The sequence below is a fragment of the Streptomyces purpurascens genome (assembly GCF_045040895.1).
GTDB classification, from domain to species: Bacteria; Actinomycetota; Actinomycetes; order Streptomycetales; family Streptomycetaceae; genus Streptomyces; species Streptomyces purpurascens.
Window position 1 is genome coordinate 6,948,197 of record NZ_CP108341.1, and the last position, 26,069, is coordinate 6,974,265.

Sequence of the window (26,069 nt, forward strand, 5' to 3'; positions counted from 1 at the left end):
GTGTTCGGACGTCGCAAGAATAGGGATGCCGCCGAGGACGCGGCCGGCGAGGCCGAGCAGGTCGTCGACGGTGTCGACAGTGAGGCGGACGAGGGCGAGCGCCTGAGGCTCGAGCCGGCGCCGCGGCCCGACGGGCCCTGGGACAGCTCCGAGGTCCACGATCCGGCCGAGGGCCGGGTCGACCTGGGCGGTCTGTTCGTGCCGGGCGTCGAGGGCATGGAGCTCAGGGTCGAGGTCGCGGGCGACGCGATCGTGGCGGCGACGGTCGTGCTGCGCGACAGCGCCGTCCAGCTGCAGGGCTTCGCCGCGCCCAAGCGTGAGGGCATCTGGGGCGAGGTGCGCGAGGAGATCGGCTCGGGCATCACCCAGCAGGGCGGCATCGTCGACGAGGTCGAGGGGCCGCTGGGCTGGGAGTTGCGGGCCCAGGTGCCGGTGCAGCTGCCGGACGGCACCGGCGGCTTCCAGGTCGTGCGGTTCATCGGCGTGGACGGCCCCCGGTGGTTCCTGCGCGGGGTCATCTCGGGCCAGGGCGCGGTGCAGCCGCAGGCGGCCGGGCTGCTCGAGCAGATCTTCCGGGACACGGTCGTGGTCCGCGGCGAGGGCCCGATGGCGCCCCGCGACCCGATCGTCCTGAAGCTGCCGAACGACGCCCAGATGGTCCCCGAGGGCGTCCAGCAGGAGGAGGGCTCCCGCTTCGCCGGCGGAATGGGCCAGCTCCAGCGCGGACCGGAGATCACCGAGGTCCGCTGAGGCTCGTAGAGACAGCAGGGCCGCACCCCCAGGGGGGTGCGGCCCTTTCCCATGCGTGAAGCCTTGACGGGTCATTGGTCTGTACCTACCGTCTCCGTCCAACGCGTCTGTTCATAAAGGCGCTTCACGTTCACATACGAGAACGGAAGGCCCCCTACGTATGCGCAGAACCGCACTGTTAGCGGCCTCGGCGGCCCTCGTCGCCGGTGTCCTCGCCTGGCCCGCCGACGCCGCTCCCAGCAGCTTCGTCCACCCCGGAGTCACCGTCTCCAAGGGGCAGCTGGACTTCACCCGCTCCAAGGTCAACTCCGGTGCCCAGCCCTGGAAGGGCGCCTTCGACCGGATGATGGCGAGCAAGTACGCAGACCTGAACCGCACACCCGAGCCCCGGGCCGTCGTCGAGTGCGGTTCCTACTCCAACCCCAACCACGGCTGCACCGACGAGCGCGAGGACGCGATCGCCGCCTACACCCAGGCCCTCGCCTGGTACATCACCCGCGACGAACGGCACGCGCGCAAGGCCATCGAGCTGATGGACGCCTGGTCGGCCGTGATCAGGGACCACACCAACAGCAACGCGCCCCTGCAGACCGGCTGGGCCGGCTCCTCCTGGCCCAAGGCCGCCGAGATCATCAAGTACACGTACACCGGGACCTGGGCGAACTCCGGCCGCTTCGCCACCATGCTCCGCGACGTCTACCTCCCCGAGGTGATCAACGGCTCGAACTCCAACGGGAACTGGGAGCTGTCGATGATGGAGGCCGCCGTCGGCATCTCCGTCTTCCTGGAGGACAAGGCGTCGTACGACAGGGCCATGGCGAAGTTCCGCACACGGACGGCCGCCTACGTCTACCTGGCCTCCGACGGTGAGCTGCCGAAGACCGTGCCGAGCCAGAACCTGAACACCCGGGAGAAGATCGTCAAGTACTGGCAGGGGCAGACGACCTTCGTCGACGGGCTCAGCCAGGAGACCTGCCGGGACTTCACCCACACCGGCTACGGCCTCTCCGCCGTCTCCCACGTCGCCGAGACCAGCCGGATCCAGGGCCAGGACCTCTACGGCACCGACGTGGGCGAGCGGCTGCGGCACGGGCTCGGCTTCCACGCCAAGTACCAGCTCGGCGCCGCCGCCCCCGGCTGGCTGTGCGGGGGCTCGCTCAAGCTCGGGCTCGGGCCGGTCTCCGAAGTCGGCCACAACGCCCTGGCCAACCGCCTCGGACACACCATGACCAACACCGAGACGCTGACCGTGCGGGGCCGCCCGGCCGGCAGCAACAACCTCTTCGTCGCCTGGGAGACCCTCAGCCACGGCGACAACCCCGCGTGAGGCCCTGACCTGCCGGGCGCGTCAGAGTTCCGTCAAAGACGGACCCGGAGCCGCGCCCGGCACCCGAATGCCGTCATCGCCGGTCGTAGGGTCGACGCTGCGCAGGCAGCGGACCGGAAGACAATGAGGCCATGGCACGCGGCAAGTTTCGGATCTACCTCGGTGCGGCACCGGGCGTCGGCAAGACGTACGCGATGCTCTCCGAGGCGCATCGCCGTGTCGAGCGGGGCACCGACTGCGTGGTGGCGTTCGTCGAGCACTACGACCGGCCCCGCACCGAGGTGATGCTGCACGGCCTGGAGCAGGTGCCGCGCAGGCAGCTGGAGTACCGCGGCGGCGTCTTCCCCGAGACGGACCTCGACGCCGTCCTCGCCCGCCACCCCCAGGTCGCCCTGGTGGACGAACTGGCCCACACGAACGTCCCCGGATCCCGCAACGCCAAGCGCTGGCAGGACGTGGAGGAACTGCTGACGGCCGGGATCGACGTGATCTCGACCGTCAACATCCAGCACCTGGAGTCCCTCGGCGACGTCGTCGAGTCGATCACCGGGGTGCGGCAGCAGGAGACCGTGCCGGACGAGGTGGTGCGGCGGGCCGACCAGATCGAGCTCGTCGACATGTCGCCCGAGGCGCTGCGGCGGCGGATGGCGCACGGCAACATCTACCAGCCGGACAAGGTCGACGCGGCCCTGTCCAACTACTTCCGGCCGGGCAACCTGACCGCCCTGCGCGAGCTGGCGCTGCTGTGGGTGGCCGACCGGGTCGACGCCTACCTCACCCAGTACCGCAGCGAGCACCGGGTGTCGAGGATCTGGGGCTCGCGCGAGCGGATCGTCGTCGGCCTGACCGGAGGTCCGGAGGGGCGGACGCTGATCCGCCGGGCGGCACGTCTGGCCGAGAAGGGCGCCGGCGGCGAGGTACTGGCCGTCTACATAGCCCGCAGCGACGGGCTGACCTCGGCCTCGCCCAAGGAACTGGCGATGCAGCGGACCCTGGCCGAGGACCTCGGCGGCACCTTCCACCACGTCGTGGGCGACGACATACCGGCCGCCCTGCTCGCCTTCGCCCGCGGCGTGAACGCCACCCAGATCGTGCTGGGCTCCTCGCGCCGCAAGACCTGGCAGTACGTCTTCGGGCCCGGCGTCGGCGCGACGGTCGCCCGGGAGTCCGGGCCCGACCTCGACGTGCACATCGTCACCCACGACGAGGTCGCCAAGGGCCGCGGACTGCCGGTGGCCCGGGACGCGCGCCTCGGGCGTTCCCGGCGGGTGTGGGGCTGGATCGTCGGCGTCGCCGGCCCGCCGGCCCTGGCGGCGCTGCTCAACACCGTCGACCTCGGCCTCGCCAACGACATGCTGCTGTTCCTGGCGCTGACGGTGGCGGCGGCCCTGCTCGGCGGGCTGCTTCCCGCGCTGGCCTCGGCGGCGGTGGGATCGCTGCTGCTGAACTACTTCTACACACCGCCGCTGCACCGGTGGACGATCGCCGACCCGAAGAACATCGTCGCCATCGTGATCTTCGTGGCCGTCGGTGTGGCGGTGGCCTCCGTGGTCGACCTCGCGGCCCGCCGCACCCATCAGGCGGCCAGGCTGCGGGCCGAGTCCGAGATCCTGTCCTTCCTCGCGGGCAACGTGCTGCGCGGCGAGACCGGCCTGGAGAACCTGCTCGAACGCGTCCGGGAGACCTTCGGCATGGAGTCGGCGGCCCTGCTGGAGCGGGCGAGCGATGTCGAGCCGTGGACCTGCGCGGGCCGCGTCGGGCAGGGACATCCCGTGGAGCGGCCCGAGCAGGCGGACGTGGACATGCCCGTCGGGGACCATATGGCGCTCGCGCTGACCGGCCGCGTCCTGCCCGCCGAGGACCGCCGGGTGCTGGCCGCCTTCGCCGCCCAGGCCGCCGTCGTACTGGACCGCCGCCGGCTCCAGGAGGAGGCCGACCGGGCCCGCGCGCTCGCCGAGGGCAACCGCATCCGTACGGCGCTGCTGGCCGCCGTCAGCCACGATCTGCGCACCCCGCTCGCCGGCATCAAGGCGGCCGTGACCTCCCTGCGCTCCGAGGACGTCGAGTGGTCCGAGGAGGACCGGGCGGAACTGCTGGAGGGCATCGAGGAGGGCGCGGACCGCCTCGACCACCTCGTCGGCAACCTGCTCGACATGTCCCGCCTCCAGACCGGCACCGTCACCCCGCTGATCCGCGAGATCGACCTCGACGAGGTGGTGCCGATGGCGCTCGGCGGGGTGCCCGAGGGCAGCGCCGACCTGGACGTGCCCGAGACCCTGCCGATGGTCGCCGTGGACCCGGGGCTGCTGGAGCGGGCGATGGCCAACCTGGTCGAGAACGCCGTCAAGTACAGTCCGTCCGGCTCGCCCGTGCTGGTCGCCGCCAGCGCGCTCGCCGACCGGGTGGAGGTGCGGGTGGTCGACCGGGGGCCGGGCGTCCCCGACGAGGCCAAGGACCGCATATTCGAACCCTTCCAGCGCTACGGCGACGCCCCGCGCGGCGCCGGCGTGGGTCTGGGGCTCGCGGTGGCGCGCGGCTTCGCCGAGGCCATGAGCGGCACCCTGAACGCCGAGGACACGCCCGGCGGCGGGCTCACCATGGTCCTCACCCTCCGCGCGGCGGGAACACGCCCGGAGCCGCTCCACACGGCAGAACCCGAAAGGCAGGCCTCATGACCCGCGTCCTGGTGGTCGACGACGAGCCCCAGATCGTGCGTGCTCTCGTGATCAACCTCAAGGCACGCAAGTACGAGGTCGACGCGGCCCACGACGGCGCCACCGCCCTTCGGCTCGCCGCCGCCCGCCACCCCGACGTGGTCGTCCTCGACCTCGGGCTGCCCGACATGGACGGCGTCGAGGTGATCAGGGGCCTGCGCGGCTGGACGCGGGTGCCGATCCTGGTGCTGTCCGCCCGGCACTCCTCCGACGAGAAGGTCGAGGCGCTGGACGCGGGTGCCGACGACTACGTCACCAAGCCGTTCGGCATGGACGAGCTGCTGGCCCGGCTGCGGGCCGCCGTACGCCGGGCCGAACCGGCCGGAGGAGGTGAGGACGACATGATCGTGGAGACCGACGAGTTCACCGTCGACCTGGCCGCGAAGAAGGTCAACCGCGCGGGAAAGGACGTACGCCTGACGCCGACGGAGTGGCATCTGCTCGAGGTCCTGGTGCGCCACAGCGGCCGCCTGGTCGGGCAGAAGCAGCTGCTCCAGGAGGTGTGGGGGCCGTCGTACGGCACGGAGACGAACTACCTGCGCGTGTACATGGCACAGCTGCGGCGGAAGCTGGAGGCGGACCCCTCGCATCCCAAGCACTTCATCACGGAGCCGGGGATGGGCTACCGCTTCGAGAGGTAAGGCCTGCCACAGGACTGCGTAGCTGTCAGCGGGCCCCGGTACGCTCTAGTCATGAGTGCTGTTCCTCGTTCGCAGAAGCCGGCGGGCCGGTTCCGGCGCATGCTCGACCGGCTCTCCTCGTCGCAGGAGGACCTGGAGTCCGAGGAGCTGCGGGAGGACACCGAGACGACCGGCTGTATCCGGATCGGAGACTGTCAGGACCGGCAGATAGTGACGGTTACTGGTACCTTGCGCACGGTCACCCTGCGGCCGCGCGCGGGAGTCCCGGCCCTGGAGGCCGAGCTGTTCGACGGCTCCGCCGCGCTGGACGTGGTGTGGCTCGGCAGGCGCTCCATCGTGGGCATAGAACCGGGGCGCAAGCTGATCGCATCGGGCCGGATCTCGATGAGCCGCGGCCGCCGGGTGCTGTTCAACCCCAAGTACGAACTGAGACCCCTCGGACGGGAGTAGCCGGTGACGTCGCTCGACAAGCCGACCGAAGAGACATCTGCGGACGACGCCCGGGCGGTGACCGAGGCCGCCCTCTTCGAGGCGTTCGGCGGCGTCCGGGGCATGGTCGAGACGGTGCTGCCCGGCCTGCTCTTCGTCACCATCTACACGATCAACAAGGACCTGCATCTGTCGGCGATCGCGGCACTGGCCGTGTCGCTGGTGCTGGTCGTGGTCCGGCTGGTGATGAAGGACACCGTCAAGCACGCCTTCAGCGGTGTCTTCGGCGTCGCCTTCGGTGTCGTCTTCGCGATGATGACCGGCAACGCCAAGGACTTCTACCTGCCCGGCATGCTCTACACGCTGGGCCTCGGACTCGCGTACATCGTCACCACGCTGTGCGGCGTCCCGCTGATCGGGCTGATCCTCGGCCCGGTCTTCAAGGAGAACCTCTCCTGGCGCACGCGGAACCCCGGCCGCAAGAAGGCCTACGCCAAGGCCAGTTACGCGTGGGGTGCGATCCTGCTCGCCAAGTGCGCGATCCTCTTCCCGCTGTACTGGTGGGCCGACACCACGCAGCTGGGCTGGGTGCTGATCGCCCTGAAGATCCCGCCGTTCCTGCTCGCCGTGTGGCTGACCTGGGTGTTCCTGGCGAAGGCGCCCGCGCCGATCGATGTGTTCGCGGAGATGGAGGCCGAGGAGAAGGCCGCCGAGGAGAGGGAGCGGGAGGCCGCCGCCCGGTCCGCCGAGCAGTGAACTCCGAGAGCTGACCTCGAGAACCGCGAGAGGGGGCGTCCTGGTAGCCCAGGGCGCCCCCTCCTGCTTGCCCCGAAGGGCACCGCCTCAGCTCTTCGCGCTGTCCCGCCGCACCGACAGCAGGTCCTCCAGCTGCTCCTCACGCGCCTGCGCGGCCACGAAGAGGAGTTCGTCGCCCGCCTCCAGGGAGTCCTCCCGGGAGGGGGTCAGGACGCGGGTGCCGCGGATGATCGTGACCAGGGACGTGTCCTCGGGCCACTCGACGTCGCCGACCTGCGTGCCGGCCAGGGCCGACTCCTCCGGCAGGGTCAGCTCGACGAGGTTCGCGTCGCCGTGGCTGAAGCGGAGCAGGCGGACCAGATCGCCCACGCTCACCGCCTCCTCGACCAGGGCGGACATCAGACGCGGGGTGGAGACGGCGACGTCCACGCCCCAGGACTCGTTGAAGAGCCACTCGTTCTTCGGGTTGTTCACCCGCGCGACCACCCGCGGAACGCCGTACTCCGTCTTGGCCAGGAGCGAGACGACCAGGTTCACCTTGTCGTCGCCGGTCGCGGCGATGACCACGTTGCAGCGCTGGAGCGCCGCCTCGTCCAGGGAGGTGATCTCGCAGGCGTCGGCGAGCAGCCATTCTGCCTGCGGGACGCGTTCGACCGAGATGGCCGTCGGCGCCTTGTCGATGAGCAGGACCTCGTGGCCGTTCTCCAGCAGCTCGCCCGCGATCGAACGGCCGACCGCGCCGGCTCCGGCAATGGCGACCCTCATCAGTGACCGCCCTCCTCTTCGGGACCCTTGGCGAACGCCGCCTCGACCGTGTCGACCTCGTCGGTGCGCATCATCACGTGCACCAGGTCGCCCTCCTGCAGCACCGTCTGCGAGGTGGGCAGGACCGCCTCGCCGAGCCGGGTCAGAAACGCCACGCGCACGCCGGTCTCCTCCTGGATCCGGCTGATCTTGTGGCCGACCCAGGCGGTGGAGGCGTGCACCTCGGCCAGCTGGACGCCGCCCGTGGGGTCGCGCCACAGCGGCTCGGCGCCGGAGGGCAGCAGCCGGCGCAGCATCTGGTCGGCCGTCCAGCGGACGGTCGCGACGGTGGGGATGCCCAGCCGCTGGTAGACCTCGGCGCGGCGGGGGTCGTAGATGCGTGCGGCGACGTTCTCGATGCCGAACATCTCGCGGGCCACGCGTGCGGCGATGATGTTGGAGTTGTCACCGCTGGAGACGGCGGCGAAGGCGCCGGCCTCCTCGATGCCGGCCTCCCGCAGGGTGTCCTGGTCGAAACCGACCCCGGTGACCCGGCGGCCGCCGAAGGAGGACCCCAGGCGGCGGAAGGCGGTGGGGTCCTGGTCGACCACGGCGACCGTGTGGCCCTGTTGCTCCAGGTTCTGGGCCAGGGCGGAGCCCACTCGCCCGCAACCCATGATGACAATATGCATCGCGTCACACCGCGCTTCCTGCAGGCCCTCTGACCTTCATGAATGTCGTGATCATGTCTCTCTTTCGGCTCGCCAGGCATCACATCGCGGCCTGCGTGCGGGCCGCCGGGCAACATCATGCCGGTGGAATCAGGCCATGATGCCCTGCGGGGCGGTGCCGCGTTCGACTGCCCGACTCCAACGTATCGGCAAAGTCGAGGGGGTTGCCGACGGCCCTGCCCGGGCCGGAGCCGGCTTCGGCCGGGGCCTCGGCGGGGGAGGAAGACACCATGAGTACCGAGATCGACGTCCTGGTCCTGGGCGGCGCGGGCGTGGACACGATCGTGCACGTGCCCGAGCTGCCCGTGCCGCTCGCCGACAGCCACATGATCCGGCCCGGGATCGTGACGCGCGCGGGCCAGAGCGGAGACTTCGTCGCCCTGGGGACGAGCGCGCTGGGCCTGCGCACCCACCACCTCGACATGCTGGGCGACGATCCCGAGGGCGACCTCGTCCGCGCCCTGCACCGCGACCGCGGCATCGCGCTCACCGCCGTCCCCCAGCCGCTCGGCACCAAGCGCGCGGTCAACCTCGTCGGCCCGGACGGCAAGCGGCTCTCCCTCTACGACGCCACGCGCGCGGCGGATACGGACCGGCTGCCCGAGGCCACGGTGCGGGAACTGGCCGCCGTCAGCCGGCACGCCCACGTCGTCATCACCCAACCGTGCGGCCACGCGCTCCCCGCCTTGCGCGAGGCCGGTGTGACCGTCTCGACCGACCTGCACGACTGGGACGGGTCCAACCCGTACCACGAGACCTTCGCCCACCAGGCCGACCTGGTCTTCCTGTCCGGCGCGGCACTGGCCGACCCGGAGCGCACCATGCGGCGGATCACCGAACGGGGCCGGGCCCGGGCGGTCGTCGCCACCGCGGGGGCCGACGGGGCCTACCTGCTGGCCGACGGCGAGCTGACTCACGTCCCCGCCGCCGCGCCCCCGGCGCCGGTGGTCGACTCCAACGGCGCGGGCGACGCCTTCGCCGCCGCGTTCCTCTACGCCTGGCTGAACGCCGAGCCGCCCCGCCGCTGCGCCCTGTACGGCACGGTGGCGGGGGCGTACGCCTGCACGGTGCCGTCGACCCGGGCCGACAGCATCGGGCGGACGGAACTGTGTGCCAGGGTCACCGACCTGGTCAGCGGCGGTTGATGCTGCGCACGCTCGCGAGAGTCAGGATTCCGAGGGCGATGACGGTGGCCGCGGCGCCGATCAGTTCTGCGGGCGTGTGCATGGGACCTCCGGGGTCGACAACGGCCGGGAGACGGACGGGGCTTAGTCATATAGGCATGGGATGTGGGTGACCTGCGGAATCCGCAGCCGCGGCGGCCTCTGAATTCACTCGGAGGGCAGATGGGAGGCCGATGAGGGGTGGCGGGTGGGCGAGCCCGCAATCGAACGCTTACGATCCTCTGTTGTGTCCAAACTGACCGACGTGCCCAAGCGGATCCTGATCGGGCGCGCACTGCGCAGTGACCGGCTGGGAGAGACTCTCCTGCCCAAGCGCATCGCACTACCCGTCTTCGCCTCCGACCCGCTGTCCTCCGTGGCGTATGCGCCCGGGGAGGTGCTGCTGGTCCTGTCCATCGCGGGCGTGACGGCGTACCACTTCAGTCCGTGGATCGCCGTCGCGGTCGTCGTACTGATGTTCACCGTGGTGGCCTCGTACCGGCAGAACGTGCACGCCTACCCCAGCGGCGGCGGCGACTACGAGGTGGCGAACACCAACCTCGGCCCCAAGGCGGGCCTCACGGTCGCCAGCGCGCTGCTCGTCGACTACGTCCTCACCGTCGCGGTGTCGATCTCCTCCGGCATCGAGAACCTGGGCTCGGCGATCCCGTTCGTGGTCGAGCACAAGGTGCTCTGCGCGATAGGCGTGATCGTGCTGCTGACGTTGATGAACCTGCGCGGGGTGAAGGAGTCGGGCTCGCTGTTCGCGATTCCGACGTACATCTTCGTCGCGGGCGTCTTCACCATGATCGCCTGGGGCGCCTTCCGCGGACTGGTCCTGGACGACACCATGCGGGCCCCGACGGCGGACTACGTCATCAAACCCGAGCACCAGGGCCTGGCGGGCTTCGCCCTGGTCTTCCTGCTGCTGCGCGCCTTCTCCTCCGGCTGCGCCGCCCTCACCGGCGTCGAGGCGATCTCCAACGGCGTCCCGGCCTTCCGCAAGCCCAAGTCCAAGAACGCCGCGACCACCCTCGCGGCGATGGGCCTGCTGGCCGTCACCATGTTCTGCGGCATCATCGCGCTGGCCGCCGCGACCGACGTCCGCATGGCCGAGAACCCGGCCAAGGACCTCATCCACAACGGCGTCCCGCTCGGCGCGGACTACGTCCAGAACCCGGTGATCTCCCAGGTCGCCGAGGCCGTCTTCGGCAAGGGCAGCTTCCTCTTCATCATCCTGGCCGCGGCCACCGCGCTGGTGCTGTTCCTCGCCGCGAACACCGCCTACAACGGCTTCCCGCTGCTCGGCTCGATCCTCGCCCAGGACCGCTACCTGCCCCGCCAGTTGCACACCCGCGGCGACCGCCTGGCCTTCTCCAACGGCATCGTGCTCCTCGCGGGCGCCGCCGGACTGCTCGTCGGGATCTACGGCGCCGACTCCACGCGCCTGATCCAGCTGTACATCGTCGGCGTGTTCGTGTCCTTCACGCTCAGCCAGACCGGCATGGTCCGGCACTGGAACCGCCACCTGGCCACCGAGCGGGACCAGGCCAAGCGCCGCCACATGATCCGCTCGCGGGCGATCAACGCCTTCGGCGCCTTCTTCACCGGCCTCGTGCTGGTCGTCGTCCTCGTCACCAAGTTCACGCACGGCGCGTGGGTCGCCCTGCTCGGCATGGTGATCTTCTACGCGACGATGACGGCCATCCGTAAGCACTACGACCGCGTCGCCGAGGAGATCGCCGCCCCCGAGGGCCCGAGCGACGACAGCGTGCGGCCCTCCCGCATCCACTCCGTCGTCCTGATCTCCAAGATCCACCGCCCGACGCTGCGCGCCCTGGCCTACGCCAAGCTGATGCGCTCGGACAGCCTGGAGGCGCTGAGCGTCAACGTCGACCCGGAGGAGACCAAGGCGCTGCGGGCCGAGTGGGAGCGGCGCGGCATCGACGTACCGCTGAAGGTCCTGGACTCGCCCTACCGCGAGATCACGCGGCCGATCATCGAGTACGTCAAGGGACTGCGCAAGGAATCGCCGCGGGACGCGGTGTCCGTGATCATCCCCGAGTACGTCGTCGGCCACTGGTACGAGCATCTGCTGCACAACCAGAGCGCACTGCGGCTGAAGGGCCGGCTGCTGTTCACGCCGGGGATCATGGTGACCTCGGTGCCGTACCAGCTCCAGTCCTCCGAGGCGGCCAAGAAGCGGGCCCGCAGGCAGCAGGAGTGGAACGCGCCGGGTTCGGTGCGGCGGGGGCCGGCGCAGGTGCGGTCGAAGGAGTCCTCGGAGCCGAAGGGCTGAGACCAGGGCTTCGACGGACCTGAGGCCTGTGTGCAACGGGCGTGAATCGGCCGGGCGACAGCCACGTAGACTGGTGGGCTGTTGTCCGGCCGTTTTTTGATCGGCCCTTCCCCCTCACGCGTTATGGAGTCACCCCGCCATGCAGGCAGAACCGAGGAAGTCGCTGGTGGGGGAGGAGTACGAGGTCGAGGTCGGCCCCGTCGCCCACGGCGGCCACTGCATCGCCCGTACGTCCGAGGGCCAGGTGCTGTTCGTCCGGCACGCGCTGCCCGGTGAGCGGGTCGTGGCGCGGGTGACGGACGGCGAGGAGGGTGCCCGGTTCCTGCGCGCGGACGCGGTGGACGTCCTGGACGCCTCCAAGGACCGGATCGACGTGCCCTGCCCGTTCGCCGGCCCCGGCCGCTGCGGCGGCTGCGACTGGCAGCACGCCAAGCCGGGCGCGCAGCGGCGTCTGAAGGCCGACGTCATCGCCGAACAGCTCCAGCGGCTCGCCGGGCTCACGCCGGAGGAGGCCGGCTGGGACGGCACGGTGCTGCCCGCCGAAGGCGACAAGCTGCCCGCGGGCCAGGTCCCCGCGTGGCGCACCCGCGTCCAGTACGCCGTCACCGCCGACGGCCGGGCGGGCCTGCGTCGGCACCGCTCCCACGAGGTCGAGCCGATCGACCACTGCATGATCGCCGCCGAGGAGGTCAGCGAGCTGGGCATCGAGAAGCGCGACTGGACCGGCATGGACTCCGTCGAGGCGATCGCGGCGACGGGTTCGCAGGACCGGCAGGTGGTCCTGACGCCGAAGCCGGGCGCGCGCCTGCCGCTGGTCGAACTGGACCGTCCCGTATCCGTCCTGCGGGTCGACGAACGCGACGGCGGTGTCCACCGCGTCCACGGCCGCCCCTTCGTCCGCGAACGCGCCGACGGCCGGACCCACCGGGTCGGCAACGGCGGCTTCTGGCAGGTCCACCCGAAGTCGGCCGACACCCTGGTGACGGCGGTCATGCAGGGCCTGCTGCCGCGCAAGGGCGACATGGCCCTCGACCTGTACTGCGGGGTCGGCCTCTTCGCGGGCGCCCTCGCCGACCGGGTCGGAGAGGGCGGGGCGGTCCTCGGAATCGAGTCCGGCAAGCGGGCGGTGGAGGATGCCCGTCACAACCTCGCGGACTTCGACCGTGTCCGCATCGAGCAGGGCAAGGTCGAGAGCGTGTTGCCGCGCACGGGCATCACGGACGTCGACCTGATCGTCCTGGACCCGCCGCGGGCGGGGGCGGGCCGGAAGACGGTGGCGCATCTGTCGTCGCTGGGGGCGCGGCGGATTGCGTATGTTGCCTGCGATCCGGCTGCGCTGGCGCGGGACTTGGGGTACTTCCGGGATGGGGGGTATCGGGTGCGGACGCTTCGGGCGTTCGATCTGTTTCCGATGACGTCGCACGTGGAGTGCGTGGCGATTTTGGAGCCGATCGCGAAGGGTGCCTGACCCGCGGTTTTCCGGGGCGTTGTGGTCGCTCGACCTGTTTCCCTTCGCTTAGGTCCAGGTATTCGGTGAGCAGGCGGCGGGTGGCCGGGACGGGCGGAGCAGGGGCGGGGACGGCGAAGCCGGTGGTCAGGTAGCGCGCGGCGTCGGGGAGGCTCCAGCCGACGACGGTTCCGTGCCGGACGAGGAGCGCCACGTCGGGGGCGATGCCGATGCGGGCATCGGGTGGTTCGGCGAGGACGTCGAGGTCGCGTAGGCAGGTCAGCACGGCATCGCCGGGAGCGCGGCGCAGCACCGAGCACTTGTCGTGCCGGAAGTCCCTGACCTCGTCCGCGCGGAGCCCGCCCGGGCGTACTTCGGGCAGGACGGGAAGGCGGGCGGAGGCCTCGGCTGAGGCGGACTCTTCCGGAATGCGGAGTTCAGCCCCGACCAGCTGTCGGTCGCCCGGGGCGAAGCGGAAGGCATCGGGGAGGTCCCACAGCAACTCCTGGCTGCCGAACGTTTCCGCGAGGAAATTCTTCCGTTCCACGCGGTCCGCACAGGGGGAAACGATCAATCAAGTACCGAGGAGACGGGGAACGAGGTCGAGCGGCTCGTCCGTCACCGTCGCGGACCAGCCGCCGTACGTCTCCAGACTTGATGTGTCTCATGAGACATGTGGTGGCCGTCGCCGGCTCGCCTTGCATATGTCCAGACGGGAGCGCGCTACGCCCGCGAAGCCTGGCCGGGGACTCACTGAGTCACGGTGCTTTCCCGGACCACGAGCGTGGGCCGGAGCAGGACCTGTTCGGCCTTGGCGTCCGGGTCCTTGAGCCGGTCGAGGAGGAGGCGCATGGTGTGTCGTGCGACCAGTTCCAGTGGCTGGGCGAGGCTGGTCAACCCGGGGTCGACGAAGTGTGCGCCGACGCTGTCGTCGAATCCCACGACGCCGACGTCATGGCCGACGGCCAGTCCCCGCTCGCGGCACGCTCGGAGCGCACCGATCGCGATCGTGTCGCTGACGCACACGAATCCTGTCGGTGGCGTCTTCCTGTCGAGGAGCCGGCCGGCGAGCTCCCGGCCCGTGCTGATCTCGTCGGGCCCGCCGACCGAGAGATCACGGGTGGAGAAGCCGTGTGAACGCATGGCGCGACGCCAGCCGGACTCCCGGTCGTCCCCGTACCCGCTGGGCCCGTCCCAGCCCAGGTAGGCAATACGCCGGTGACCGCGTTTGGCGAGATGGTCCACGGCCTGCTCCATACCGGCGGCACCGTCGACGTCGACCCACCACGTGTCCGACATGGGATGACCCCAAGGGCGCCCGAAGGAGACGAAGGGAATGCCGCGTTCGCGCAGGAAGGCGATACGAGGGTCGTGGTCCTGGGTGGCAGTGATCACGAAGCAGTCGACGGTGTTCGTGCTGAAGATCTCCTGGATGACCTGGATCTCTTCCTCGTCGGTGGCGGCGGGGTGGCAGTAGACCGCGTGGTCGGCTCGGTGTGCCGCTACCGAGAGTTCGTAGAGAAAGCTCGCCCATACCCCGCCCGACTGGCCTTCGGTGGTCGGCAACAGCCGAAAGCCGACGGCCCGCGGAGACTGCGTGCGCAGTGAACGCGCAGCCTGGTTGGGCCGGTAACCCAAGTCGTCGACTGCCTTGAGGACCCGACGCAACGTGGTGGGGCTGAGACGGTCCGGAGAGTTCAAGGCGTAGTGAACGGTCTGCTTGGAGACTCCCACCCGCGCCGCCACCATGGCCATGGTCGGCCTTGACGACCCGGATGTCCCCTCAGTGGCCGGTCTCCGACCGCGCCTCGAACCCGATGGTTGATCGGTAAAACCCATTCGCACATTCTGGTGGGTATGAAGCGCGACAGTCAAGGATGTTCGACCCGCCCGCCTGTTCGTCGCGCAAATCAGGCCGCAGGATCGCTGCGGGCTGTCGTCGAGCGTCCCCCGGGCGGGTCATGTGTATGCCTTGTGCCGCAGAGAATACCCGTGACCTGGTAGAAGATCCGCGAAGTGGTTGAGGGCACGCCGGGCCCCTCCCGATGACGCCCCAGTGCGGGCACCGCCCCGACGGTCGCCATCTCGTGCGTGCAGACCTCTTGACTTGCTGCGGCAAACGCCTCTACGGTCCCCGTTTTATCGGTAACACAGAAGTTATACCGATGACACCGAGAGCCCGCGAACCTGCGCCCAAAAGCTCGACCAGGCACCGTGACGCGGCGAAACGATCAAGAGCTGCTCTACGGCGACGTACCGCCGGCGAAAGGGACGACTGTGTTCAGACGCAAGAATGTGATCAAGGAGGCGGCTGCCACCACGGCTGTGGACCGCCGCAACCTCCTCAAGGCGGGCATGTTCGCCGGTCTCGGTCTGGCCGCCGCGCCCGCGCTCGCGGCATGCGGCGGCGGCTCCGCGGGGAGTGGACCCGCACTGAAGTGGGCGGGCTGGGACGGGCCGCCCCAGTCGGAGGTGTTCCGTCGGTTCTCCGAGAAGATGACCGAGAAGCTGGGCGTGAAGGTCACCTACCAACAGGTCGTGGGTGACTACCTCTCCAAGCTGTTGCCGCAACTGTCGGCCGGCGCTGCTCCGGACGCCTTCTACGTCGGTGACATCTACATGGCCAAGCTGATCGAGACCAAGCAGGTGCTCGACCTCACCGACTACCTGGACAGTGGCAAAGCCGCGGTCAAGCTCGATGACTTCCACGAGGGGCTGTACCGGTGGTGCAGGCCCGCGGACGGCAGCCCCGGGCTGTTCGGGCTGCCGGTGGACTGCAGCCCGCTGGTGTTCTGGTTCAACAAGGACGTCCTGGCCGAGGCGGGCGTCAGCACCGACCCGGCCGCCCGGTTCGAGGCGGGCACCTGGACCCAGGACGCGCTGACCGACCTGCTCGACAAGATCCGGGCCACCAAGAAGAGGGGTCTGGTGCTCAATGGCAGCAACTGGCAGGACTGGTTCGGCTGGTTGTCCACCTTCGGCGGGACGCTCTTCGACGAGTCCGGCAAGGCGGTGTTCGACGCCGACCCCAAGTCCCAGGAGGCGCTGGCGTGGCTGTTCGAGCAGTTGAAGTCAGGAAACATCACCTACTCCGGCGCCCTCCCGCAGGGACAGGGCGCTGACGTGCTGTTCTACGCCGGCCAGCTGGCCTGCTTGACCTATTCCCGCGTCATCCTGCCGAACGTAAAGAAGGCCCAGTTCGGCTTCGACATCGCCCCCTTGCCCTCCCCGTCCGGTAAGGACGTCATGCCGGTACCGGTCCAGACGGCGGCGCTGTCGGTCAACGCCAAGTCCAAGAACCAGGCCAAGGCGCTGGAGTTCCTCGGCAACTTCCTGAACGCCGAGGGGCAGAGGTTCCGCCTGTCCGGCGGCGGCAACGCGGTGCCGTCGATCAAGGGCCTGGACGGCATCGTCACCGAGGGCCACGTGCCCGCGCACGGCAGCCTGTTCAACGACGTCGCGGCCAAGGGCTACGCCGTCCCCAGCGCGATCGCCGGCAACGCGAAGGTCGCCCGGGAGCTCCCGGTGCTGGTGGACAAGATGCTCAAGGCGGGCAACGAGACGCCGAAGTCGTTCAGCGGCAAGGTGGTCAAGCTGATCAACGGGGGCGCCTGATGGCCGTCAGCAGCGCCGCTTCCCGGGCCGGGGCGCAATCGAGGTCCGGGGACCAGGACGTCGCCCCGGACGCGCGTCCGGACCGGCGGAGCCGGCGTCGGCGAGGCGGGGACACCGCCGCGGGGTACCTGTTCCTGGCGCCCCAGTTGCTGGGGCTGGTGGTGTTCATGGTCGGCCCGCTGCTGTTCGCCCTGGTGCTGGCGTTCTACCACTGGGACGGATTCGGCACCCGGTCCTTCGCCGGTCTGTCCAACTTCACGGAGGTCGTGTCCGACCCGCGCATCCAGCGCTCGGCGGTCAACACCCTCTGGTTCACGGTGCTGCAGGTGCCGGGACTGATGCTCACCGGATTGTTCTTCGCCCTGCTGATGCAGCGTGCCGGCAAGCTGACCCCGGTGTACCGGCTGGCGTTCTTCGCACCGGTGATCACCTCCTCGGTCGCGGTCGCGGCGATCTGGCTGTGGCTCTTCAACCCCGACATCAGCCCGGTCAACAACGCGCTGCGCGGGGTCGGGCTGCCCGCGCCGAACTGGCTGCAGGACGCCCGGTTCGTCATCCCGGCCTTCGCGATCGTCGGGATCTGGCAGGGCCTGGGCTACCAGCTGATCATGTTCATGTCCGGGCTGCAGAGCATCGACCGCTCGTTCTTGGAGGCCGCCGTGCTGGACGGCTGCTCGGAGTGGCAGAAGCTGCGGCACGTCACCATCCCGCTGCTGTCCCCGACCATCCTGTTCCTCTCCATCACCTCGGTCATCGGCTCCTTCCAGGTGTTCGACTACATCTACGTCTTCTTCGACGACAGGGCTCCGGACTCCGCCCGCACCATCGTCTACGAGGTGGTCCGGATCGCCTTCGGGGAGTTCGACTTCGGGGAGGCATCGGCACTCGCCTTCCTCCTGTTCCTGGCCCTGCTCCTGGTCACCGGCTGCCAGCTCGCAGCCCAGAAGAGATGGGTCCACTACACAGAATGAGTACATTCTCCAACCCCGTCAGCCGCGCGGCCACGACCGCCAAGGGCGCTTCCGGCTCCGGCCTGCCCGCCCGTCGCAAACTGCTGCTGCACGCGGTCCTCCTCGTCTGCGCCATCGCCATGGCGCTGCCGTTTGCCTGGATGCTGTTCTCCTCGTTCAAACCTTTGAGCGAGATCTTCGTGCAGCCGCCCAAGCTGTTGCCCCAGGACTGGAACGAGGAGGGCTACCGCACCGCTCTGGGCGGCGCCGACTTCGTCCGCGGGTTCTGGAACAGCACCTACATCGCCCTGACGGTCACCGCGGTCTCCCTGCTCACCTCGGCTATGGCCGCCTACGCGTTCGCGCGGATCGACTTCTGGGGCCGCCGCCCGCTGTTCATGGTCTTCCTCGCGACCATGATGGTCCCCGGCCAGCTCACGATCATCCCGCTGTACATCATCATGGGCTGGCTCGGCTGGGTGGACACCCATACCGCGATCATCGTGCCGCCCGCACTGTTCAACGCCTTCGGGGTCTTCCTGCTGCGCCAGTACATCAGGGGCATCCCCGTGGAGTTGGAGGAAGCCGCCCAGATCGACGGCGCCGGCCGGGTCCGCAGGTTCGTGACGATCATCCTGCCGCTGCTGCGCACGCCTCTCACGGCGTTGGGAATCTTCACCTTCCTCGGCCAGTGGAACAACTTCTTCTTCCCGCTGATCTTCCTCAACAGCTCCGACAAGTTCACGCTGCCGCTGCTGGTCAACCAGTTCAAGGGCCAGTACGTCTCTGACTGGCCCGCGCTGATGGCCGCCACGACACTGCTGGCGGCGCCGATGCTGATCGTGTTCGCGTTCGCGCAACGCCAGATCGTCGAAGGCATCGCCCTGTCCGGCTCCAAGTCCTGAGCCACGCACGTTCACAAGGGCGGTGGCCACTCCGGGCCACACCCATGCCTTCCGGCGCTCCCCGCCCACGCACCCCACGACAACACCCATCCGAGAAGGGCACGCATGACCCCCCACGGATCCGACCAGCCCACCCACGACCCGGCACCCGCGCGGTCCCGGCACGCTTCTCCCGGTCACGACGACCACACCCCCACAGAAGAGTCCCGGCCCGGCACCGAGTGGACGCTCAGCACCACCGAAACCGACGACGACTACGCGCCGACCTTCCTCGGCAACGGCTATTTCGGCGGCCGGATCCCCGCGGCGGGGACGGGATACGCGACGACGCCGATCGAAACCCAAGCGCACCTGGCCGGTTTCTTCGCCCAGGACGGCCCGATCGAGAAGTACGCGAACATCCCGACCTGGTCCACCCTCGCGTTCTCCGACGAGTCGGGCACCTACGGCCGGCTGCCACGGGCGGCACGGGCAGGCGAACAGGACGCCCTGGAGCAGGGAGCGGTGAGCAACTACCGCCAGGCACTGGACCTGCGGGCCGGGTTGCTGACCACACGAGCGACGTGGACCTCACCGGCGGGCCGCCGCACCGATCTCACCTACCAGGTACTGGTCCACCGGGCCCGGCATCGGGTGGCCGCGGTCCAGCTCACCTTCACCCCGCACTGGAATGGCAGCGCACGCGTGTCCGGGGTCTTCGACGGAACCAGCGCAAGGCTGACCGAACGGTCGACCAAGGGCTACGGCCGTGCGGCGGCCGAGTCGTACGAGACGGTGACAACGCTCGGCACGGGTATCACCGCGGCGCTAGCCTCGCGACTGGAACTGCCCACCGGGGTGGCGGCACACGTCGCCGAGTTCGAGACCGACCAGGTCCAGTCGGCTGGTGTGCAGGCGACCTTCGAAGTGCGGGCCGGCAGCACGTACACGGTCACCAAGTACGTCGGCGTGGCCAGCTCCCAGGACTCCGACGACCCGTTGCCGGCTGCTCGCGCCGCCGCGGCGGCCGCGGCGGACACCGGGTACGGGGACCTGCTGGCCGAGCACGAGGCGGCGTGGGCCGACCTGTGGCGGGCCGACATCGAGGTCCTGGGGGACCCGGTGCTGCAACAGCAGGTCCGCGCGAGCATGTTCTACCTGCTGGAGAGCACCCGCGCCGGGGTGAACTGGAGCCTGTCCCCGTGCGGCCTGTCCGGCGACGGCTACAACGGGCACGTCTTCTGGGACACCGAGACCTGGATGTACCCAGCGCTGCTGGCCCAGCACCCGGACATCGCGGCGGGTATGAACACCTATCGACAGCAGCGTCTGACCGCTGCCCAGGAGTACGCGGCCCGAACAGGGTTCGCGGGCGCGAGGTTCCCCTGGGAGAGCGCGCTGCACGGAGACGAACAGACCCCACCGGGCTGGGAAATGGGGGACCTCGAGCACCACATCACCGCCGACATCGCCCTCGCCCACTGGCAGTACTACCTCGCCACGGGCGACCGCGACTGGCTCGCCGACAAGGCCTGGCCGGTACTGAAGGGTGCCGCCGAGTTCTGGGCGAGCTCCGCCGTTCCTCACGACGACGGTGGCTACGACATCAAGCAGGTGATGGGTCCTGACGAGTACCACTTCCCGGTCGACAACAGCGCGTACACCAACGTCGCGGCCGCGGAGACCCTGCGGATCGCCACCCGGGTGGCGAAGGTCGTGGGTGTGGCCGCGGACCACGAGTGGGACCGGGTCGCCGACGGCCTTCGGGTCCCGTACGACGACGATATGGGCATCCATCCGCAGTACGACGGCTACGACGGCGAAACCATCAAGCAGGCCGACGTGGTGATGTTGCAGTACCCCTGGGAGCACCCCATGCCCGCCGAGGTCGCGCGGAACGATCTCGACCACTACGTGCCGCGCACCGACCCTGACGGACCGTCCATGACCGACTCCATCCACTCCATCGCCCACGCCGCGCTGGGTACGCCCGGGTCCGCGGCCTACGACTTCATGCGGCGCAGCGTCGACCCGTTCATGCGCGGACCGTTCAACCAGTTCGCCGAGCAGCGTCACGGGGGCGCGTTCACGTTCACCACCGGACAGGGCGGCTTCCTGCAGGTGTTTCTCTACGGCTTCAGCGGGATGCGATGGCGTGAGGACCGACTCAGGCTCGACCCGACCTTGCCACATCAGTTGGACGGCCTCACCCTGCGTCGGATGTTGTGGCAGGGACGCGAGTTCGACGTCGCGATCGGCCCGGAGCACACCACGATCACGCTGACCGGAGGTCTCCCGACGACGGTCGAAGTCACGGGCGTGACACACCCACTGCGTCAGGGCGCGCCGCTGATCCTGCCGACCCGCCGGCCCGACCCGCTGCCCACGGGTGACCTCGCCGGCGCGTCGAGGAGAGCGTGACCGCGAGCAAGGCCGAGGGCGACGACACCCGGATGCGCCGTCTCGACAGCTTCCCAGGAGATCGAACTCATGAGTTCAGAAGCACACCGGAGCCCGGCAACCGTGGGCCAGGGGGCAGGAGCGGAGTCTTCCTCCCGCCCAGACCGCCCCGCGGGCTCAGCCACCACGACCTCGCCGGCCTACCGGGACCCGTCCAGGCCGCTCGAGGAACGCCTGGAGGATCTGCTCGCCCGCATGACGCTGCCGGAAAAGGTCGGACAGATGCTGCAGCTCGACGCCCGGGGCGACTTGGAGGACGCCGTGGCCACGAAGCTGGCCGGGTCGATCCTGCACGCCTCGCCCGAACGCATGCACGCTGCCGTCGAGCTGGCGGCAGCCACCAGGCTGGGCATCCCGCTGCTCGTCGCTGACGACTGCATCCACGGCCACTCGTTCTGGCCGGGTGCCACGATCTTCCCCACGCAGTTGGGGATGGCCTGCACCTGGGACACCGAGCTCATTGAGCGCATGGCCCGGGCCACCGCAGTGGAAGTCGCCGCGACGGGCATCCACTGGACCTTCTCGCCGGTGCTGTGCATCACCCGCGACCTGCGATGGGGACGGGTGAACGAGACCTTCGGGGAGGACCCACTGCTCATCGGGGAGCTGGGCGCCGCGATGGTCCGCGGGTATCAGGGAGCGGGACTGGACGACCCGACAGCGGTTCTGGCCTGCGCCAAGCACTTCGCGGGCTATTCGGAGACACAGGGCGGACGCGACGCGAGCGAGGCGGACCTGAGCCGGCGCAAGCTGCGATCATGGTTTCTGCCGCCGTTCGAGAAAGTCGCTCGCGAGGGCTGCCGCACGTTCATGCTCGGCTACCAGGCGATGGACGGGGTCCCGATCACGGCGAACAGGTGGCTCCTGAACGATGTCCTCAAGGGTGAATGGGAGTTCACCGGCACGCTCGTGACCGACTGGGACAACGTGGGCCGGATGGTGTGGGAGCAGAAGGTCTGCGCGGACGCTGTGGAGGCCGCGGCGGTCGCGGTGCAGGCCGGAAACGACCTGGTGATGACCACGCCGGACTTCTTCGAGGGCGCCCAGGAAGCAGTCGCGCAGGGGCGGCTGCGGGAGTCGGAGATCGACGAGGCGGTCCGGCGGATCCTGAAACTGAAACTGGAACTGGGCCTGTTCGAGGACCCCCGCACACCGGACCGCGCACGTCAGGCCGACGTGATCGGGTGCGCCGAGCACACCGCCCTCAACCTCGAAGTCGCCCGAAGGTCCCTGGTGCTGTTGCGCAACGACGGCACCCTGCCGCTCGACGGCGGACTGACCGTGGACGGTCAGGGCCACACCCTCACTGCCGGGAGCCCTCGCACGATCGCCGTGATCGGCCCCAACGGCGACGACCCGCAGGCCATGCTCGGCGACTGGGCCGGCGCATCCGGCCAGGTGGACTGGATGCCGGACGGGCACCCGCGCGAGACCGTCACGACGGTGCTCGACGGGTTCCGCGAAGCCGTCCCCGACGGCTGGACGGTCACCCACGCCCGCGGCGCCGACATCGGGCGCTTCGTGCCGGACCCGCAAGGACCGCTGTACCCCGACGGACAGCCACGCCCGCCCCTGTTCGCGCCCGCCCCCGTCGACGAGGCTCAGATCGCGGAGGCGGTGAGCCTCGCGCGCGCGGCTGACTACGTCGTCGCCGTCGTCGGAGACACCGTCGCGTTGACGGGGGAAACCTGCTCGACCGCGACCCTGGAGCTGCAGGGCGGACAGGTCGCCCTCCTCGAGGCGCTCGTCGCCACCGGCACACCCGTCGTCGTGGTGCTGGTCCACGGCAAGCCCTCGGTACTCCCCGATGCCGCGCTGGCGGCGGAAGCGCTGATCGAGGCGTTCAACCCCGGCATGCGAGGCGGCCAGGCGGTGGCCGAGCTCGTCCTCGGTCTCATCGAGCCGTCGGGACGCCTGCCCCTGACCGTGCCACGCCATGTCGGGCAGCAGCCCGTCTACTACAACCAGGTGCGCGGCCAGCATGGTGACCGTTACGCCGACCTGACCCAGGAACCACTCTTCGCCTTCGGGGAGGGGTTGTCCTACAGCACGATCGAGTACACCGACCTGGCCATCCTCGATGAAGTCGTCGCCTTGGACGGCGTGATTCACGCCGAAGTCACCGTCTCCAACACCGGCACTCGGCCGGTACTGGAGACCGTGCAGGCCTACATCACGGACCTGGTCACGAGCGTCACGTGGGCGGAGCGGGAACTCAAGGCCTGGCGGCAGGTCACGGTTCCACCCGGCGACAGCGTGCGGATCCGGCTGGCGATCCCCGCCGCGGCATGCTCCCTGGTCGACGCAGAAGGGCGCCGGATCGTCGAGCCCGGAGCGTTCGACCTGCTCGTCGGCCCCAACTCACGCGCCGCCGCCCTGCTTCGCGCCCGTTTCACCCTCAGCCGGCCATGACATCCGCCGCGCCGGCACGGTGCAGCGAGCCGCGACGCCGACGCCTCAGCAGGCGACTTCGACGGTTGTGGGAACAGCCCGCAGAGCGGGAAGCTCACCGTGACCTGGACCGACCGCACCCGGAGGGATCAGCACGATGAACCTCCACGCGGCCACCGTCCCGCTCACCGCGGGCAAGCAGGTCGCCTCCGTCGAGCCTGCCCGGCAACCGGAACCTGTGCCTCCTCGCCGCCACGATCAGAACCTGTGTCGAGGAGGCTCAGCGGCCGAGACACCTGACTCCTGGTGCTCTGGACTGCGCCGAGCGGGCTGCCTGTTCACAGGCCGAGCCGCACCGGTCCGGTCGGAACACCAGAGGTGATCAACGCCATCAAAGGCGTTGCGAGGTCGCGCGGGGAGAACAGGTCGGGACCGGCCAGCCGGGTAGCGGCAGAACTCGCCGAGAGCCTCACTGGCCTGCCGGCCCCAGCGCTGTCACATCAGCGCCGCCCGCAGGGCGATGTCGCGGGCCAGTGTGAGGCTGCCCATCACCTCGGCGCGCAGGCCCAGCGCGGCCGGCAACACCTGGACGCGGTCGTCGAAGCCCGGCTGCGCCAGGCGCCGGACGGAGTCGCGGATGCCGTCGACGAAGGCGGATCGCGGCGGTTGTCGTGCCCGTGGTGGTGGCCCGTGCCCGGCACCTCGGCTACACGATCCCGCCCCAGGCGGATGCGGGCTGGATCGGCGCGGCCGGCCTCGTGCCGTCGTACCTCGACGCGGGCGGACAAGGGCTGTTTCGCCCCATGACGCTGCCCGCGGAGCACGCTGGGCCGTCGGCCCTGATGCCACGGCCGACGGCGTGCGGCACAGCCTGGTCGTGGTCGTGGTCGTTCGGAGTGCGAGGCGGCCGACGCGGTCACGGCCGGGGCTGCATCCTGTGCGGCGGTCAGGCAGGCGAGGGCGGCGCGCGTCGCGTCCTGCAGAGCGAGGTCAGCGACCCGGCCCGCTCCGTGCCGGGGCGACGCGCGGGACGGCTTGCCGCCGGTGCCGGGTCCATCATCAGCGGGCCGGCCAGGGGAAGCCGGCGGTGCCGTAGTGCGGGGTCATGAGGCGGGCTCGAACTCCCACTGGTCGGCTCCGAGGGTCTGGCCGCGGTCCCAGACGTAGTGCACCCATCCGTCCTGGAAGCCGTCGCCCCAGTTGTGCGGCAGCAGACGCCGCCGGTCTTGATGTTGACGATGTGGGTCGTGATCAGGGGGCGCGCGTGCGCGGTGGTGGCGGTTGCGGCTGAACCGAGCAGCGCACCGAGCATGCCGATGGGTGCGATCCGCCGCCGGGTCGGTCGCACATACGCCGCCCGGACAGGCGAGGAATACTCCGTAGCGCGCAGCGCACCCGACCGAACACCGAAAGTGAGAAGCGGACGGGTCTGGCCAATCCGGCGCAGCAGGTTTCGAGCGCCCTTGCCCCTACCGCTTCATTGCCGTCCCGCCGTCGGTGCGGCGCCGCAGCCACTCACGCCCTCTTCGGCGTCACCCGGCCCTCCGGTCGTGACCGAAAGTATGGCACCACACATCCCTCGTTCACTCTCTCGGAGAGTGAACCAACGGGCAGGAAGTTGACGCCTCGGCGAGCACAACAATCTCTTGGGGTGCCCGGCGCGCCGACAGCTCGTCCGGCGATCCGCCCTCGGCAGCCCCCGCCGGGGGCTCCTCCACCGCCGTACCGGTGCGGTCGGGCGCAGCCGCCGTCGTATGCGTGAGGGTGCTGATTGCGGTTGTTCGGGGCGGGCTTTGTGAAGGCCGGGTATGTCGTCAGGCTCGGTTCAGCCGTGCGGCGATCCCATGACCGATCAGCAAATACATGACGGCCGGGAGGCCGTAGTTGAGGACAACACGTAGGCCCTCTGTGTCCATCGTGAAAATGTCCTGCGACCACCAGGCCAACAAGTCCGCCGTTCCTCGCACGAAGTCGACGAATACATTCGCCTGGTTCGCATCGAGCAGGAACAGCAGGATCCACAGGCCAAGGAAACCAGCCGCAATGTCGGCGATCGTGCAGACCGCCAGGGCCGCACGTCGTGCGGTGGCCTGCTCGCGTACGGGGCGCTCCGGGCCCGAGGGCTGGTTGTACGTCTGATATCCGGGAGCCGGGTCGAAGTTGCTCACTAGAAATCCGATCTGTGGGGGTTGTCCTGTCGGCACGCTCGCCCCGGATGCCGAAATGCAGTCCGGTTCGTCGCCCCGCTTCTGCCTACCCCTGCGTCCTGTAAGCGCTGCCGTGTTACACCCTCATCCGCGATGACCCAAATATGGCTTCCTATTCAGGTGCATGCCCAAATATTCGTGTCCAAGGGTACATTTGCTGATGGGAGTAGATCCACGGCCTCCGCAAGTTGAAGTCCGGCAAGTGCCAGGCGACCGTACGCAATTGGGCGGAAGACCAACCTGACGTCCAGCGTGCTGCCGCGACGCTGGCAGGCCAGATGTGCTGTGTACGCAGCGTGGCGAAGAACTTCGTCAACACCTGTGACGCTTCGCGCTGACCCGTGCCCTCGGGCTCATCCGACCGGTACCTCGCCTGCCAGCGCGCTGACGTAGTTCCGGCTCTCCAGCAGCGCCGCGACGATCCGCAAGCGGTGCGGATTGCCCAGACGGAGAGCACCTTCAGCAACTCGTCGCCCGTCGGTGCCGGAGGCGGGACCTCGGGCATCGCGGCCCCTTTCCGTCGTACCTGTCAGAAACGGCTGACAGCGGGGGTGCCTCAGG

18 protein-coding genes and 3 pseudogenes are annotated in these 26,069 nt (G+C 69.6%); 15 read left to right on the forward strand and 6 right to left on the reverse strand.

Going from position 1 to position 26,069, the window contains the following annotated elements; translation table 11 throughout:
• From OHU35_RS31725 to OHU35_RS31750, 6 genes are all read left to right on the forward strand, one after another.
• Positions 1-750, forward strand: a complete 750-nt coding sequence (locus OHU35_RS31725) for a DUF3710 domain-containing protein (protein WP_189721789.1) — start codon at positions 1-3, stop codon at positions 748-750.
• 160 nt (positions 751-910) lie between these two features.
• Positions 911-2,077 (forward strand): alginate lyase family protein, encoded by a 1,167-nt coding sequence (locus OHU35_RS31730; RefSeq protein ID WP_405507693.1) that lies wholly within the window; start codon positions 911-913, stop codon positions 2,075-2,077.
• A 131-nt stretch (positions 2,078-2,208) separates the two neighbouring features.
• Positions 2,209-4,752 (forward strand): ATP-binding protein, encoded by a 2,544-nt coding sequence (locus tag OHU35_RS31735; RefSeq protein ID WP_405507694.1) that lies wholly within the window; start codon positions 2,209-2,211, stop codon positions 4,750-4,752.
• Entirely contained in the window at positions 4,749-5,432 is a 684-nt protein-coding gene (locus OHU35_RS31740; RefSeq protein WP_405507695.1) for a response regulator, read from the forward strand. The genes OHU35_RS31735 and OHU35_RS31740 overlap by 4 nt, the downstream gene beginning before the upstream one ends.
• A gap of 51 nt (positions 5,433-5,483) precedes the next feature.
• Positions 5,484-5,882, forward strand: coding sequence for an OB-fold nucleic acid binding domain-containing protein (locus OHU35_RS31745; RefSeq protein ID WP_078602751.1), 399 nt, complete (start codon positions 5,484-5,486; stop codon positions 5,880-5,882).
• 3 nt (positions 5,883-5,885) lie between these two features.
• The gene (locus OHU35_RS31750) at positions 5,886-6,617 is read left to right on the forward strand and encodes a DUF3159 domain-containing protein (RefSeq protein WP_189721785.1); all 732 of its coding nucleotides are present in this window, start codon (positions 5,886-5,888) and stop codon (positions 6,615-6,617) included.
• Positions 6,618-6,704: 87 nt separating this feature from the next.
• Here the strand turns inward: OHU35_RS31750 and OHU35_RS31755 are convergent, their stop codons facing one another.
• Both OHU35_RS31755 and OHU35_RS31760 read right to left on the reverse strand, forming a co-directional pair.
• Positions 6,705-7,382, reverse strand: coding sequence for a TrkA family potassium uptake protein (locus OHU35_RS31755; protein WP_189721784.1), 678 nt, complete (start codon positions 7,380-7,382; stop codon positions 6,705-6,707).
• The gene (locus OHU35_RS31760) at positions 7,382-8,053 is read right to left on the reverse strand and encodes a TrkA family potassium uptake protein (protein WP_114255765.1); all 672 of its coding nucleotides are present in this window, start codon (positions 8,051-8,053) and stop codon (positions 7,382-7,384) included. Before OHU35_RS31760 ends, OHU35_RS31755 begins: the two co-directional genes overlap by 1 nt.
• 269 nt (positions 8,054-8,322) lie before the next feature.
• Between OHU35_RS31760 and OHU35_RS31765 the strand changes: the two genes are divergently transcribed.
• From OHU35_RS31765 to OHU35_RS31775, 3 genes are all read left to right on the forward strand, one after another.
• Positions 8,323-9,237, forward strand: a complete 915-nt coding sequence (locus OHU35_RS31765) for a PfkB family carbohydrate kinase (RefSeq protein ID WP_405507697.1) — start codon at positions 8,323-8,325, stop codon at positions 9,235-9,237.
• 265 nt (positions 9,238-9,502) lie between these two features.
• A complete protein-coding gene (locus tag OHU35_RS31770) occupies positions 9,503-11,554 on the forward strand; it encodes an APC family permease (RefSeq protein ID WP_189721782.1) in 2,052 nt (683 codons plus the stop codon).
• 139 nt (positions 11,555-11,693) lie between these two features.
• The gene (locus OHU35_RS31775; protein ID WP_189721781.1) at positions 11,694-13,022 is read left to right on the forward strand and encodes a class I SAM-dependent RNA methyltransferase; all 1,329 of its coding nucleotides are present in this window, start codon (positions 11,694-11,696) and stop codon (positions 13,020-13,022) included.
• A gap of 729 nt (positions 13,023-13,751) precedes the next feature.
• Here the strand turns inward: OHU35_RS31775 and OHU35_RS31780 are convergent.
• Together OHU35_RS31780 and OHU35_RS31785 are read right to left on the reverse strand one after the other, a co-directional pair.
• Positions 13,752-14,567 (reverse strand): substrate-binding domain-containing protein, encoded by an 816-nt coding sequence (locus OHU35_RS31780; RefSeq protein WP_229872781.1) that lies wholly within the window; start codon positions 14,565-14,567, stop codon positions 13,752-13,754.
• A gap of 66 nt (positions 14,568-14,633) precedes the next feature.
• Positions 14,634-14,840, reverse strand: a pseudogene (locus tag OHU35_RS31785) (LacI family DNA-binding transcriptional regulator); the annotation flags it as partial.
• Between the two features lie 438 nt (positions 14,841-15,278).
• On the opposite strand from OHU35_RS31785, the gene OHU35_RS31790 reads away from it, so the two are divergent.
• From OHU35_RS31790 to OHU35_RS31815, 6 genes and pseudogenes are all read left to right on the forward strand, one after another.
• Positions 15,279-16,616 (forward strand): ABC transporter substrate-binding protein, encoded by a 1,338-nt coding sequence (locus OHU35_RS31790; RefSeq protein WP_229872780.1) that lies wholly within the window; start codon positions 15,279-15,281, stop codon positions 16,614-16,616.
• Complete coding sequence (locus tag OHU35_RS31795) at positions 16,616-17,587, forward strand: carbohydrate ABC transporter permease (protein WP_189721779.1); 972 nt, start codon at positions 16,616-16,618, stop codon at positions 17,585-17,587. Before OHU35_RS31790 ends, OHU35_RS31795 begins: the two co-directional genes overlap by 1 nt.
• Positions 17,584-18,471: a carbohydrate ABC transporter permease gene (locus OHU35_RS31800; protein WP_189721778.1), complete on the forward strand. Its 888-nt coding sequence runs from the start codon at positions 17,584-17,586 to the stop codon at positions 18,469-18,471. Before OHU35_RS31795 ends, OHU35_RS31800 begins: the two co-directional genes overlap by 4 nt.
• A 105-nt stretch (positions 18,472-18,576) precedes the next feature.
• Positions 18,577-20,871, forward strand: a complete 2,295-nt coding sequence (locus tag OHU35_RS31805; RefSeq protein WP_189721777.1) for a glycoside hydrolase family 65 protein — start codon at positions 18,577-18,579, stop codon at positions 20,869-20,871.
• 234 nt (positions 20,872-21,105) lie between these two features.
• Positions 21,106-23,322, forward strand: coding sequence for a glycoside hydrolase family 3 N-terminal domain-containing protein (locus tag OHU35_RS31810; protein WP_308400963.1), 2,217 nt, complete (start codon positions 21,106-21,108; stop codon positions 23,320-23,322).
• A 674-nt stretch (positions 23,323-23,996) separates the two neighbouring features.
• Positions 23,997-24,092, forward strand: a pseudogene (locus OHU35_RS31815) (flavodoxin family protein); the annotation flags it as partial.
• Positions 24,093-25,115: 1,023 nt separating this feature from the next.
• Here OHU35_RS31815 and OHU35_RS31820 read toward each other — a convergent pair.
• Together OHU35_RS31820 and OHU35_RS31825 are read right to left on the reverse strand one after the other, a co-directional pair.
• Complete coding sequence (locus tag OHU35_RS31820) at positions 25,116-25,469, reverse strand: hypothetical protein (protein WP_189721775.1); 354 nt, start codon at positions 25,467-25,469, stop codon at positions 25,116-25,118.
• A gap of 398 nt (positions 25,470-25,867) precedes the next feature.
• Positions 25,868-26,013, reverse strand: a pseudogene (locus tag OHU35_RS31825) (ArsR family transcriptional regulator); the annotation flags it as partial.
• Positions 26,014-26,069: the final 56 nt, after the last annotated feature.

What these genes read in the sequence shown, in the direction of transcription:
- OHU35_RS31760 (WP_114255765.1), bottom strand. Translation starts at nt 8,053, where the DNA reads ATGCATATTGTCATCATGGGTTGCGGGCGAGTGGGCTCCGCCCTGGCC.
- OHU35_RS31810 (WP_308400963.1), top strand. Translation starts at nt 21,106, where the DNA reads ATGACGCTGCCGGAAAAGGTCGGACAGATGCTGCAGCTCGACGCCCGG.
- OHU35_RS31795 (WP_189721779.1), top strand. Translation starts at nt 16,616, where the DNA reads ATGGCCGTCAGCAGCGCCGCTTCCCGGGCCGGGGCGCAATCGAGGTCC.
- OHU35_RS31800 (WP_189721778.1), top strand. Translation starts at nt 17,584, where the DNA reads ATGAGTACATTCTCCAACCCCGTCAGCCGCGCGGCCACGACCGCCAAG.
- OHU35_RS31755 (WP_189721784.1), bottom strand. Translation starts at nt 7,382, where the DNA reads ATGAGGGTCGCCATTGCCGGAGCCGGCGCGGTCGGCCGTTCGATCGCG.
- OHU35_RS31805 (WP_189721777.1), top strand. Translation starts at nt 18,577, where the DNA reads ATGACCCCCCACGGATCCGACCAGCCCACCCACGACCCGGCACCCGCG.
- OHU35_RS31735 (WP_405507694.1), top strand. Translation starts at nt 2,209, where the DNA reads ATGGCACGCGGCAAGTTTCGGATCTACCTCGGTGCGGCACCGGGCGTC.
- OHU35_RS31765 (WP_405507697.1), top strand. Translation starts at nt 8,323, where the DNA reads ATGAGTACCGAGATCGACGTCCTGGTCCTGGGCGGCGCGGGCGTGGAC.
- OHU35_RS31740 (WP_405507695.1), top strand. Translation starts at nt 4,749, where the DNA reads ATGACCCGCGTCCTGGTGGTCGACGACGAGCCCCAGATCGTGCGTGCT.
- OHU35_RS31730 (WP_405507693.1), top strand. Translation starts at nt 911, where the DNA reads ATGCGCAGAACCGCACTGTTAGCGGCCTCGGCGGCCCTCGTCGCCGGT.
- OHU35_RS31745 (WP_078602751.1), top strand. Translation starts at nt 5,484, where the DNA reads ATGAGTGCTGTTCCTCGTTCGCAGAAGCCGGCGGGCCGGTTCCGGCGC.
- OHU35_RS31775 (WP_189721781.1), top strand. Translation starts at nt 11,694, where the DNA reads ATGCAGGCAGAACCGAGGAAGTCGCTGGTGGGGGAGGAGTACGAGGTC.